This is a genomic window from Paraburkholderia atlantica, assembly GCF_009362785.1.
GTDB classification, from domain to species: domain Bacteria; phylum Pseudomonadota; class Gammaproteobacteria; order Burkholderiales; family Burkholderiaceae; genus Paraburkholderia; species Paraburkholderia atlantica.
The window spans coordinates 1-12,996 of the sequence record NZ_WHNQ01000002.1 but is presented as its reverse complement, the minus strand read 5'-3'; the positions used below and the strand labels follow the sequence as shown (position 1 = coordinate 12,996).

General features: G+C 66.6%; 10 protein-coding genes. 9 read left to right on the top strand and 1 reads right to left on the bottom strand.

Going from position 1 to position 12,996, the window contains the following annotated elements:
- The first annotated feature begins 245 nt into the window (after nt 1–245).
- The 5 genes from GCT19_RS02375 to GCT19_RS02355 all read left to right on the top strand — a co-directional run bounded on the left by GCT19_RS02375 (nt 246) and on the right by GCT19_RS02355 (nt 5,418).
- Entirely contained in the window at nt 246–2,216 is a 1,971-nt protein-coding gene (locus GCT19_RS02375; RefSeq protein WP_026228720.1) for a PAS domain-containing hybrid sensor histidine kinase/response regulator, read from the top strand.
- A gap of 121 nt (nt 2,217–2,337) precedes the next feature.
- A complete protein-coding gene (locus GCT19_RS02370; protein ID WP_018435615.1) occupies nt 2,338–3,534 on the top strand; it encodes an acyl-CoA dehydrogenase family protein in 1,197 nt (398 codons plus the stop codon).
- Between the two features lie 33 nt (nt 3,535–3,567).
- Complete coding sequence (locus GCT19_RS02365) at nt 3,568–4,173, top strand: SAM-dependent methyltransferase (protein WP_013089592.1); 606 nt, start codon at nt 3,568–3,570, stop codon at nt 4,171–4,173.
- Nucleotides 4,170–4,835: a glycosyltransferase gene (locus tag GCT19_RS02360; RefSeq protein WP_152850940.1), complete on the top strand. Its 666-nt coding sequence runs from the start codon at nt 4,170–4,172 to the stop codon at nt 4,833–4,835. The genes GCT19_RS02365 and GCT19_RS02360 overlap by 4 nt, the downstream gene beginning before the upstream one ends.
- Nucleotides 4,836–4,923: 88 nt before the next feature.
- Nucleotides 4,924–5,418, top strand: coding sequence for a DUF421 domain-containing protein (locus GCT19_RS02355; RefSeq protein WP_152850939.1), 495 nt, complete (start codon nt 4,924–4,926; stop codon nt 5,416–5,418).
- A 63-nt stretch (nt 5,419–5,481) separates the two neighbouring features.
- On the opposite strand, the gene GCT19_RS02350 is transcribed toward GCT19_RS02355, so the two are convergent.
- On the bottom strand, nt 5,482–6,885 hold the full coding sequence (locus tag GCT19_RS02350; RefSeq protein ID WP_152850938.1) for an MFS transporter: 1,404 nt from the start codon (nt 6,883–6,885) through the stop codon (nt 5,482–5,484).
- A gap of 226 nt (nt 6,886–7,111) precedes the next feature.
- On the opposite strand from GCT19_RS02350, the gene GCT19_RS42555 reads away from it, so the two are divergent.
- The 4 genes from GCT19_RS42555 to ilvA all read left to right on the top strand — a co-directional run.
- Nucleotides 7,112–7,255 carry a hypothetical protein gene (locus GCT19_RS42555; protein ID WP_013089588.1) on the top strand — a complete coding sequence of 48 codons (144 nt, stop codon included), beginning with the start codon at nt 7,112–7,114 and terminating at the stop codon, nt 7,253–7,255.
- A gap of 436 nt (nt 7,256–7,691) precedes the next feature.
- Complete coding sequence (gene mprF, locus GCT19_RS02345; protein ID WP_152850937.1) at nt 7,692–10,283, top strand: bifunctional lysylphosphatidylglycerol flippase/synthetase MprF; 2,592 nt, start codon at nt 7,692–7,694, stop codon at nt 10,281–10,283.
- Nucleotides 10,280–11,545, top strand: coding sequence for a virulence factor family protein (locus tag GCT19_RS02340; protein ID WP_018435620.1), 1,266 nt, complete (start codon nt 10,280–10,282; stop codon nt 11,543–11,545). The genes mprF and GCT19_RS02340 overlap by 4 nt, the downstream gene beginning before the upstream one ends.
- Before the next feature lie 262 nt (nt 11,546–11,807).
- The coding region (gene ilvA / locus GCT19_RS02335) for a threonine ammonia-lyase, biosynthetic (RefSeq protein WP_152851118.1) at nt 11,808–12,996 on the top strand (1,189 nt) is incomplete at its 3' end.

Below are 12,996 nucleotides of genomic sequence, written 5' to 3'. Positions count from 1 at the left end.
CTGTTTTTGCTAACGAAGGGCAACACGGAAAGCCGAAACCGCAGCGCGGCGACGCTTTCCGTGATGGTCGGCTAGCAATCGCGGGGCCCGCCGTTATAAGCTTTGCGCCTTATGAGCCGGCGCCCGAGCGCCCTTCGCGACGTATCCCGGCCCATGCGTGGGCCGCGCAACCGTTTGCGCGAAGGCTTCGGCGCCGGCCAGGCGCGAGATTTGCTAAACACAACAATTCCAATTACGTGTCCGCCATGACCCAGCTTGATGCTTCTACTCTCCGCGTCCACGGCGAGCCCGCTCGAGTGCAGGCCGAGGCCGCGCCGTCGACGCCCGTCGGCGTCAATTATTGGTCGCTCGTGCAGGCGATCTCGGACTACGCGATCTTTCTGCTCGACGCGAAAGGCCACGTCGTGAGCTGGAACGCCGGCGCGCAGAAACTGAAGGGCTACACGGAAAACGAGATCGTCGGCCAGCATTTTTCGCGCTTCTATACCGAGGAAGCCGTCGCGCGCGGCTGGCCGAGCTACGAGCTGGAACAGGCGGCGCTCACCGGCCGCTTCGAGAACGAGGACTGGCGCGTGCGCAAGGACGGCACGACGTTCTGGTCGAACGTCGTGATTACTGCGATACGCAACGAGCAGGGCGAGGTCACCGGCTTCGCGAAGATCACGCGCGACCTGACCGCGCAGCGCGAATATCTCGAAGCGATGCGCCAGAGCGAGGAGCGCTTCCGTCTGCTGGTCGATAGCGTGAAGGATTACGCGATTTTCATGCTCGATCCGCAAGGCTTCGTCGTCAGCTGGAATTCGGGCGCCGCGCGCATCAAGGGCTATACGCACGATGAAATCGTCGGCCGGCACTTCTCGCTGTTCTATGTGCCCGAGGAGGCCGCGGCCGGCAAGCCCGCGCGCGAGCTCGCGATCGCGCGGCAGATCGGCACCGTCGAAGACGAAGGCTGGCGCGTGCGCAAGGACGGCTCGACGTTCTGGGCCAACGTGATCATCACGGCCGTCTATGACGAATCGCGACGCTTGCGCGGCTTCGCCAAGGTCACGCGCGATCTGACCGAGCGGCGCCGGCGCGAGGAGCTCGAGCGCTCCGGTGAGCGCATGCGCGAATTTCTCGCGACGCTCGCCCACGAACTGCGCAATCCGCTCGCGCCGGTGCGCAACGCGGTCGGCACGATGCAGATGGAAGCCAATCTGAGCCCGGTGGTCGCGCGTGCGCGTGATCTGATCGATCGCCAGGTTACGCACCTGACGCGACTCGTCGACGATCTGCTCGATATCGGCCGGATCATGTCCGATAAGGTCGAACTGCGGATTGCGCGCGTCGATCTCGCCGAACTCGTCGCGCGCGCGATCGAAGCGGCGCGGCCGTTCACCGACTCGCGCGAGCAGCGCGTGGTCGCGCAGGTAACCGACGTCCCCGTGAGCATTCGCGGCGACATGACGCGGCTCGTGCAGGTGCTGCAAAACCTGCTGCACAACGCGTCGAAATTTTCGCCGAACGGCAGCGTGATCGAAATGCAGGGACGCGTGGACTTTCGCATGGCGGTGCTCGAAGTGCGCGACGCCGGCTGCGGCATTCCGGTGCGCTCGCTCGACAAGATCTTCGAGCTGTTCGCGCAGGAGAAGGAAGGCCAAAATTTCGGCGAGGGCGGCCTTGGGATCGGCCTGACGCTGTGCAAGTCGCTCGTCGAAATGCATGGCGGCAGCATCGTCGCAAGCAGCGAAGGACCGGGGCTTGGCAGCACGTTCACGCTGAGTCTGCCGCTCTCGGCGCAGTCCGACACCGCGGAGAGCGGCGCGATCAGTGCCGCGCCCCACGTGCAGCCGCTGCGGATTCTGCTCGTCGACGACAATCGCGATTCGGCCGACAGCCTCGCGATGCTGCTCGAACTGAAGGGCCACGAGGTGCGTGTCGCCTACGAGGGCGAGCAGGCGCTGCAGATCGCGCCGCGCTTTTCGCCGCATCTCGCGCTGATCGATCTCGCGATGCCGAAGATGGATGGCTATGCGACGCTCGCGGCGTTGCGCGCGCTGCCCGAGTTGGCTCGCACGATGTACGCGGCGATGACGGGCTTCGGTCATGCCAGCGATCTCGATCGCACTCGCAACGCGGGCTTTCATACGCACCTGGTGAAGCCGGTCGAAATGGGGGTCCTCGACGCATTGCTCGCGAAGGCGGATGGACGATTGAGCGGAAGCGGGGGGACGTAGCCGCTTTTTTCGCTGCGCGGCTGCCTCGTCAGCTGGGGCACGGTGTTTGCTGAGACTCTGCATACGTTCCGGTCCGCCGCCGCTCGGCGGGCCACGGATCGAAACGCTGCAGGGAGGCACGATGCTCGACACGCGCGACCACGCGGCCAGCTTCAAGGCCCAGTCACGGCAGGTCTCGAATCAACACGGCGGCTGCGGACCGCGCGCGAGCGCCAGTGCATCGCAGGCCGGCAAGCCGCCGATCCCGCTCGACGATTTCCTGCGCGACGCGCGTTTCGACGCGAACGATCCCGCTGCTCTCGGAGCACTTCTCGCTGACCTGATCGAGCGCGGCTACGATCGCGCGCCGACCATGCCGTTGCCGGCGCATGGCGAGACGCTGGTGCGCTGGCGCGCGCTGTCCGCCGTTGCCGCGCGCGACCTCGGTCTCGTCAAACTGTTCGAAGGCCATACCGATGCCCTCGCGATTCTCGCCGAGCTGAACGGTCCGCTGCCGCCGCCGGCAAGTCGTTGGGGCGTGTGGGCCGCCGAGGCGCCGGACGCGCGGGTGCGCGCGATCAATGAAGGAATCGAGAACGTCTGCGGCGAGGGCGCTCAGGTGCGCCTGGCCGGCACCAAAGCCTGGTGTTCCGGCGCGCCGGCGCTCACCCACGCGCTCGTGACCGCATGGCGCGACGACGAGCCGGTGCTCGCGGCGGTTGCGCTGGACCAGAGCTCGATCTCGATCGACCCATCGAAGTGGCAGGCCGTCGGCATGCGGGCGACCGCGAGCGCCGATGTGACGTTCAACGACACCGTGGCGACGCTCGTCGGCGCGCCGCATGCCTATCTGCGTCGCGCGGGCTTCTGGCATGGCGGCGCCGGTATCGCCGCGTGCTGGTACGGCGCGGCCGCGCAGATCGGCCGTACGCTGCGCGACGCGTGCGCCCGGCGCGCGGATGCGCATCGGCTGGCTCATCTCGGTGCGACCGATGTCGCATTGCAGTCGGCCGCCGCGGTCTTGCGCGAAACCGCCGCATGGATCGACGCGCAACCATCAGATGATGCGCAGACCCGCGTGTTGCGCGCGCGTCTTGCCGTCGAGCAGGCCGCGAGCGCCGTCATCGATCATGCGACGCGCGCGCTCGGCGCGGGCCCGTTGTGCCGCGATGCGCGCTTCGCGCGGGCGCTCGCCGACCTGCCGGTGTTTCTGCGGCAAAGCCACGCGGAACGCGATCTCGCCGCGCTCGGCGAACGGCTCGTCGGGTCCGCTGACACGACCGCCGCGCCGGCAGCGGATCACGCGTCGGCGCAAACACTCGCGTCGTGGACGCTATGACCTTTTTTCCCCAGCCTCCGGAGGATCGCTGAGATGAGCTCGCCGATGCTGTACTTCGATGAACTTTACCGACGCAGCGATGATCCGTGGCGTTTGCGCGAAGGCTGGTACGAACGCCGCAAGCGTTCGCTGACGCTTGCGCTGCTGCCGCGGCCGCGCTATCGCAACGGCTTCGAACCAGGTTGCGCGAACGGCGAGTTGACGGCCGGGCTCGCGACGCGCTGCGACGCGCTGCTCGCCGCCGATCTGCACGCGCGCGCCGTCGAACTGGCGCGCGAACGGGTGGCGGGCGCATCGAACGTGCGGATCGAACAGCGCAGCGTGCCGTGCGAATGGCCGACCGAGCATGGGCCGTTCGATCTGATCGTGATCAGCGAGTTTGCGTACTACCTCGACGCGGCCGAGCTCGAAACGCTGGCCGCGCGCATTGCCGGCTCGTTGACTACGGACGGCACGCTGCTCGCCTGTCACTGGCGCCGGCCGTTCGCCGAAGCGCGCGAATCCGCCGACCGCGCGCACGCGCTATTCGATGCGCGCTGCGGCCTCGCACGTCTGGCGCATCACGACGAAGCCGACTTGCTGATCGACGTGTGGTCGCGCGACGCACGTTCGGTCGCGCAGCGGGAGGGGCTTCTATGATCGGCGTGATCGTCCCGGCGCATAACGAAGAGGCGTTGATCGCGGGGTGCCTCGCGGCCTTGCTCGAAGCGTCGCGACACGAAGCGCTCGCCGGCGAAGAGGTGCGGATCGTCGTCGCGCTCGACGCGTGCAGCGATTTCAGCGGGGCCATCGCGCGCGCTTACGGCGTGCAGACGCTGACGCTGAAGGCGCGCAACGTCGGGATCGCACGGGCGCTCGGCGCGTCGCTGCTGCTCGCGCTCGGCGCGCGCTGGCTCGCGTTTACCGATGCCGACAGCCGCGTGTCGCCGGATTGGCTCGCCGCGCAATTGGCGCTCGGCGCCGATGCGGTGTGCGGCTCGATCGCCGTCGACGACTGGAGCGCGCATCCGCACAGCGTGCGCGAATATTTTCGCAAGACCTATGTCGACGCCGACGGGCATCGCCATGTGCACGGCGCGAACCTCGGCGTTTCCGCGCAAGCCTATCGGCGCGCGGGCGGCTTTCCGCCACTCAAGTGCAGCGAGGACGTCGCGCTCGTCGATCGCCTGATCGCGACGGGCGCGCGTATCGCGTGGAGCGCCGCGCCGCGCGTGACCACGAGCGCGCGCACCGCGGCCCGCGCGCGCGGCGGCTTCGGCGATACGTTGATCGCATGGGCGACGGATCGCGCGCTGGCCTGAGCGCCGCCGCTGCGTCGCGAGCTGGTCTCGCTCGCAACGATCCGCACACCAGAACATTGCACGGCAATACGCCGCGGGGAGGACGAACATGATGGACGCGCTTTTCGTTCTATTCGGCCAGGGCAGGGAGCTCGACCCGTTGCAGATGGGACTGCGCTCGATCGTCGTGTTCGTGATCGCGATCGTGCTGATTCGCGTCTCGGGGCGGCGCTCGTTCGGTCAGCGCTCGCCGTTCGATCTGGTGGTCGTGATTCTGCTCGGCGCGACGCTGAGCCGCGCGATCGTTGGGGCGTCGCCGTTCATCGCGACCGTGGTCGCGTCGCTGGTGATCGTCGTATGTCACCGGGTGCTCGCGTGGGCGTTCATACGTTCGCGCCGCTTCGAGCTGCTGGTGTGCGGCGTCGAGCGCGAGGTGTTCAGCGACGGCAAGTTCAACGCGAACGAAATGCACGCGGCGCTCATCACGCGCACCGACATCGAGGAAAGCGTGCGGCAGAAAACCGGCTCGCGCTCGATGGACAACGTGGCCGCCGCGATTCTCGAACGCAATGGCGAAGTGAGCGTGATTCGCAAGCGCGCGTGAGCGCCCGAACGCGTGAAGGGCGGGGCGCTTGTTCGGGCGCGCTGTATGGGCTCGACGCGCGGCTCAGCCGCGCCCGCCTCGCGAAATCTCCGCGCCCGCGCCGCGCGGCAAGCGCAGCGTGACCGGAATCGACGCGAACGAGCACAGCCCGACCACTAGAAACGCAGGCCAGAAATCGGACCACGTGATGCTCGGATGCCCATGCAGCGCGCGCGAAATCTGCAGCACGATCCCGCCGACCGTCACGCCGAGACCGAGCGACATCTGCTGCACGACGCTGCCGAGGCTCGTCGCGCGGCCGACGTCGCGGCTCGCGATCTCCGCGTAGGTCAGCGAATTGAGGCTGGTGAACTGCAACGCGGGGAAGAAGCCGCCGAGTAGCACGACGACCCAGATGATCCACGTCGGCGTGTGCGGGAAAAAGAGTCCGCACGCGGCGATCGAAACGCCCGATAGCGCCGCGTTGAACACGAGCACCTGGCGAAAGCCGAAGCGGCGCAGCACGGTGGAGGCGATCGTGCGCATGAACATGCCGCCGAACGCGGACGCACAGGTGATCAGCCCCGATTGGAACGCGCTCATGCCGTGGCCTTCCTGCAGCAGCAGCGGCAGCAGGAACGGCAATGCGCCGAGACCAATGCGAAACAGCGAGCCGCCGAGCACGCTCGCCTGAAACGTCGGCACCTTGAAAAAGCGCAGGTCGAGCAGCGGCAGCGCGACGCGCTGCGCGTACGCGACGTAGATCGCGAGCAGCACCGCGCCGAGCGCGCACATGCCGAACGCGTCGGTATTCGAAATCAGTTCGCCGCCGACCAGCGACAAACCGAGCAGCAGCAGCACCGCACCCGCCGCCGACAGCAGGAAGCCGATCCAGTCGAGCGGGCCGGGGTCCGGTTCGCGCGTATTGGCGATATAGCGATTGGTCAGATAGATGCCGAGAATGCCGATCGGCACGTTGATGAAGAAGATCAGACGCCAGTGCAGGTACGTGGTGATGAAGCCGCCGAGCAGCGGACCGGCGGCGGGGCCGAGCATCGCGGGCACGCTCAGATAATTCATCGCGCGGATGAAGTCGGCTTTCTCCACCACGCGAAAGATGATGATCCGCCCGACCGGCACCATCATCGCGCCGCCGACGCCCTGAATGAAACGCGCAACCGTGAAAGTGGCAAGCGAGTTCGACGCGGCGCACAACAGCGAGCCCGTGATGAAGATGCCGATCGCCGTGCGGAACACCGAGCGGGCGCCGAATTTGTCGGCGAGCCAGCCGCATACCGGGATGAACACGCCGAGCCCGAGCACGTAGCTCGTGACCGCGATTTTCAGCGTAACCGGATCGCGGGCGAAATCGCGCGCCATGGCCGGCAGCGCGGTGACGATCACATTGGCGTCGACGCTTTCCATGAACATCGCGCACGCGACGATAAGGGGCGCAATCAGAGCTTTCTGAGTCTGGGCGACTGTCATGACGGCGGTGCGGCGAAGCGTCGCAGGCAAAGGGGTCATTATTGCACCTGTACGGTGCGGATTGTTAATACCTGCGCGGCCGATGCCGCCCCTTTACCAATTTCTGTATCTGACGCACGACTGCGGCGTTGCGACATCGCAATCAATATTGATTTTTGTTGCGCTGCGGCACGAGATGGTTATAATCGGGTTATCGCTTAGGTATAAACCCTAATAAGGAGCCGCCATGAACACCGCATCGACTGTCGTCCGTTCCACCCCCGCCGCCACCACGTTCTTCGGCAAGCTGCGTGCGCTGGCGCTGCATGCGCTGAACCTGCATCTGCAGAACTGCGCGGTGATCGCCGAAGCGTATCGTCGCCCGCAATAAGCGCGTGTTACCCGCGCCGGTCGCGCAAGCCCCGGCTCACAAGTGTCGATGCCCGCCCGAGTAGCGGGCATTGTGCTTTCTGGCCCCGCCAGGCGGGGCGCGTTCGGCTCCTCAGCCGTGCCGTCGACATCGGTCCCCACGAAAGGCCCTCGCTTCGGGCCAGTTCGGGCCCGCCATCGCAGTTTCCCTTCCAGATATCGCGCTTTCGCGCCTGATTGCGGCTCGCCCAGCCGGCCCCGCCCCCCTCGCATCGCGCGACGAAGCATTACAATCGCGCGCTTTCGACGCGCCGCGCACCGGTAAACCGACAGCAAAATTGCTAATGCTGTCAACCTTTTGCACGTTTTGCCGTTATCACTTTGTAATCGCCGCCACAGGCGATACCGCGCGTGACGCGCCCGTCGCCGCGACCGCTCTCGCAAGGCCCGCATTGACCATGTTCCACCGACTTCAACACAGCTTCGAGCGCCCGCGCGCGCTGCTCGGCCGTGCCGCGAAAGTGCTTGGCAGCCGGGGACTTCTGTCGCCCGTGCTCGCGCTCGTCATCTGCGGGCTGCTGCTGGTCGTGCTGCAGCATCTGTCGGAGGCGGTGAATTACCGTTCGGTGATGCGCGAACTGCGCCAGCTGTCGCCGCGCGAGTGGGTCGGCGCGCTCGGCGCGACCGCGCTTAGCTACGTCGCGCTGGTGGGGCGCGACGCGGTCGGCCTGCGCTATCTCGGCGCGAGTGTGCCGCGCGCGGCGCTGTGGGTCGGCGCGACGGCCGGCTCGGCGCTCGGCAATGCGACCGGTTTCGGCGCGCTGACGGGCGGAGCGGTGCGCGCGCGCGTGTACGGCGTCGCGAACATCACGCCCGCGCAGATCGGCCACATGACCGTGTTCACCAGCGTGTCGCTCGCGCTCGCCCTCGTTTTGATGACCGCGCTGGGCATGCTCGGCATGGCCGGACCGCTCGCGCCGATGCTGCATCTGTCGCCGGTCGCGCTGCGCTGGAGCGGCGCCGCGCTGCTGATCGCGCTGACGCTGGCGGCCGCCGCGTGCCGTCGCGAAACCCGGCCGATCCGCACGCGCTGGCAGTGGCTCTCGTTCGATATTCCGGCGCGCCGTGATCTGCTCGCGCAGGTCGCGCTGGCGGTGCTCGACGTGGTTGCCGCAGGTCTCGCGCTGTGGACATTGCTGCCGCATGCGAACGTCAGCTTCATTGGCTTTATCACCGTCTACGCGGCCGCGATGCTGCTCGGCCTGATCGGTCATACGCCCGGCGGGGTCGGCGTGTTCGAGGCGGCGATGGTGTTCACACTGAGCGGCAGCGTGCCGATGCATCAGATGGTCGCCGCGCTGCTCGCTTATCGCGCGATCTATTTCGGCCTGCCGCTGATCGTCTCCGCGGCGCTGCTCGCGGGCTTCGAGGGGCGCGCGCTGAAGAGCCGTCTGTCGATGCTGCAGGCGGAGCGCGTGTCGGAACTCGCGCCGCTGTTTCTGAGCCTCGTCACGTTCGTGGTCGGCGGCATGCTGGTCATCTCGAGCGCGACGCCTGCGTTCTGGCAGCGCATTCATATGCTGCGCAACGTGGTGCCGCTGTGGGTGCTCGAAAGCTCGGCGCTGCTGTGCAGCGTGGTCGGCGTGCTGCTGCTGTTCGTCGCGCGTGGGCTGCTGCGGCGGCTCGATGCCGCATGGTGGATGACACTCGCGCTCGCATTGCTGAGCCTTGCGTTGTCGCTGACCAAGGGTCTCGCATTCGTCGAAGCCGGTGTGCTCGGCATGCTGATCGTGCTGCTGCTCGCGACGCGCAAGCGCTTCAACCGTCATTCGTCGCTGTTCGCCGAGCGTTTCACGGCCGGCTGGCTCGTGTCGATCGCGATGGTGCTGATGTTCGCGACGTGGGTCATGCTGTTCGCTTTCCGTGACGTGCCGTACACGCGCGACCTGTGGTGGCAATTCGCGTTCGACGAGCGCGCGCCGCGCGCGCTGCGCGCAACGCTCGCAGCGAGCGTGTTCGCCGCGACCTTCTCGTTCTGGCAATTGCTGCGCCCGGCACCGGGCCGCTTCGTGAAGCCGGCGCCCGAAGATCTGCTCGACGCCGCGCGCATCGTCCGCGCGCAGGAACGCAGCGATGCCGGTCTCGCTTTGATGGGCGACAAGAGCTTCCTGTTTTCGGAATCGCGCGAGGCGTTCCTGATGTACGCGAAATACGGCCGCACGTGGGCCGCGTTGCACGATCCGGTGGGGCCGCGCGAAGAGTGGGCAGGCCTCATCAAAAAGTTCGTCGCGCTCGCACATGCGCACGGCGGTCGCGCCGCGTTCTACCAGGTGCGCGCGAATGCGCTGCCGCTGTATCTCGACGCCGGCCTCACGCTGATGAAGCTCGGCGAGGAAGCGCACGTCGTGCTCGACGACTTCGATCTGAAGGGCTCGCACCGCGCGCATCTGCGCTATGCGCTCAAGCGCGGCGAGCGCGACGGCTTTAGCGTCGAAGTGATCGATCAGGCGCGTGTGCCGGCGTCGCTCGAAACGCTGCGCGGCATTTCCGACGGCTGGCTCGGCAGCCACGATGCGCGCGAGAAGAGTTTCTCGGTCGCGGCTTTCCACGACGAATACCTCGCCGCGCAGTCGGTGATGCTGGTGCGCCAGAACGGCGAGCCGGTCGCGTTCGTGACCTTCATGACGACCGATATGAATACCGAGGCGACCGTCGGCGTGATGCGTCACGTCGAAAGCGCGTCGCCGTACGCGATGGAATATCTGTTCACGCAGCTCGCGCTGCATCTGAAGCAGGCGGGCTTCCGCTCGCTCAGTCTCGGCATTGCGCCGCTCTCCGGCGTGCAGCCGACTCCGCTCGCGTCGCGCTGGCATCGGCTGGCCGGCATCGTGTGGCGTTTCGGCGGTCGCTTCTATAACTTCCGCGGACTGCGTGCTTTCAAGAGCAAGTTTCAACCGCACTGGGAGCCGCGCTATCTCGCGGCATCCGGTTCGGGCGTGTTCTTCACGCTCGCGGACCTGTCGCTGCTGGCAGGAGGCCGGCGTTCATGACATTGCATCCGTTGTTCCGGCTCGCCGTCGCGGCGAGCGTTTTGAGCTGCGGCGCGCTCGCGCACGCGGCCACCATCACCGTGCCGGGCGGCCGCTATGGCGACGTGCGCGTCACGCAGCCCGAGGGGCCGCTGCGCGGCTTCGTCGTGCTGTATTCGCAGGCGAGCGGCTGGAGCGCAGCCGATCAGCAGAGCGCCGATGCGCTCGCGAAAGCGGGCGCGATGACGGTCGGCGTCGATACCGCGCGCTACGAGGCCAACCTTGCCGCGAAGAAGGAAACCTGCCATCAACTGGTGGGCGATGCCGAGGCGCTGAGTCATCAGCTCGAACGGCAATCGCAGTCGAGCCGCTACTTCGCGCCGATCGTCGCGGGTACCGGGCAGGGCGCAACGCTGGCGATGCACGTGCTCGAGCAGGCGCCGTCCAATACGATCGCGGGCGCGGTGTCGGTCGACGCCGACCGCACGCTCGACGCGCGCTTCCAACCGTGCCCACCCGACCCGACCGTGATCCGTGACAAGGTGCCTGGCTTCGTCGAAAAGGCGAGCACGGGCAACGCCGATCGCGCGCGTCTCGTCGCTTTGCTGACGCCGCATCTGCAGCCGGTCTCGACGAGTGCCGACGACGTGTCCGACCTGCCGCTAATCGAGTTGCCGGCCGCGCATCCGAACGGCCTGTTGGCGATCGTGATTTCGGGCGATGGCGGCTGGCGCGATCTCGACAAGACGATCGCGCAGGCGTTGCAAAAGGATGGTGTGTCGGTGGTCGGCTGGGACAGCCTGCGTTATTTCTGGAGCGAGAAGCCGCCCGCGCAAACGAGCCGCGATCTCGCGCGCGTGATGCAAACCTATGGCGAGCGCTGGCACGCGCAGCACGTTGCGCTGATCGGCTACTCGTTCGGCGCCGACGTGATGCCGTTCGCGTATAACCGTCTGCCGCAGGCGCAGCGCGATAAGGTGTCGCTGATGTCGCTGCTCGGCTTCGCGCCCGACGCCGACTTCCAGATCCGCGTCGGCGGCTGGCTCGGCATGCCCGCGAGCGACAAGGCGCTGAACGTGCGGCCCGAGTTGACGCATGTGCCGCCGTCGATCGTTCAATGCTTTTATGGCGAGAGCGAGACCGACACGCTGTGTCCGGCACTCGACAAGAGCGGTGTAGAAGTCATCCGCACCTCCGGCGATCATCACTTCGGCGGCGATTACAACGCGCTGGAGCGACGCATTCTCGCGGCATTCAAGAAGCAGAGCGGCGTGCGCGATTGATTGCGGCGTTGGCTGTATCAGCGGGGCGCGCTTGACGGCGCGCCCCGTTTTTTTGCTGGTCCGTTCTGGCCGGAACCGTGGTCCGCGGAGATTGACAAAGCCTGCCAAGTCGACGAAGATCGCCGGCATGAACTGCCTCGACATCCGTATTGCGCTGATTATTAGCATCATTCATCGAATGGTGGGTTAGCGCGCGTCGACTTGCAGTGACACATAACCCGCCAAACGAGGCGGGTTTTTTTATGTCCGCTTTCACGACTACCTGAAAAAGACCCTGACCGCGCGCGTCTACGACGTGGCGCGCGAGACCGAACTCGAACGCGCGCCGAACCTGTCGGCACGGCTGCGCAATCCGGTCTATCTGAAGCGCGAGGACAACCAGCCGGTGTTCTCGTTCAAGCTGCGCGGCGCGTACAACAAGATGGCGCATATCCCGGCCGAAGCGCTCGGTCGCGGCGTGATCACCGCGTCGGCGGGCAATCATGCGCAGGGCGTGGCGCTGTCGGCCGCACGCATGGGCGTGAAGGCGATCATCGTCGTGCCGGTGACGACGCCGCAGGTCAAGGTCGACGCGATCCGCACGCACGGCGGGCCGACCGTCGAGGTCGTGCAGTTCGGCGAATCGTATAGCGATGCCTATGGTCACGCGGTCAAGCTGCAGGAAGAACGCGGCCTGACCTTCGTGCATCCGTTCGATGATCCGTACGTGATCGCGGGCCAGGGCACCGTCGCGATGGAAATCCTGAGCCAGCACCAGGGGCCGATTCACGCGATCTTCGTGCCGATCGGCGGCGGCGGTCTCGCGGCCGGTGTCGCTGCATACGTGAAATCGGTGCGCCCGGAGATCAAGGTGATCGGCGTGCAGACCGATGATTCGTGCGCGATGGCTGCGTCGCTGAAGGCGGGCGAGCGCGTGACGCTGAACGAAGTGGGCCTGTTCTCGGACGGCACCGCGGTGAAGCTCGTCGGCGAGGAAACCTTCCGCCTGTGCAGCGAATATCTCGACGAAGTGCTGCTCGTGAACACCGATGCGCTATGCGCGGCAATCAAGGACGTGTTCCAGGACACCCGCAGCGTGCTCGAACCCGCGGGCTCGCTCGCGGTGGCGGGCGCCAAGCAGTACGCCGAACGGGAAGGCATCGAGAACCAGACGCTGATCGCGATCACGTCGGGCGCGAACATGAACTTCGACCGCATGCGCTTCGTCGCCGAACGCGCCGAAGTGGGCGAAGCGCGCGAAGCGGTATTCGCGGTGACGATCCCCGAAGAGCGCGGCAGCTTCAGGCGCTTCTGCGAACTGGTCGGCACGCGCAGCGTCACCGAATTCAACTACCGGATCGCCGACGCGAACTCGGCGCATATCTTCGTCGGCGTGCAGATCCGCAACCGCAGCGAACCGGCGCAGATCGCCGACGCATTCGAAGCGCACGGCTTCGCGACCGTCGATCTGA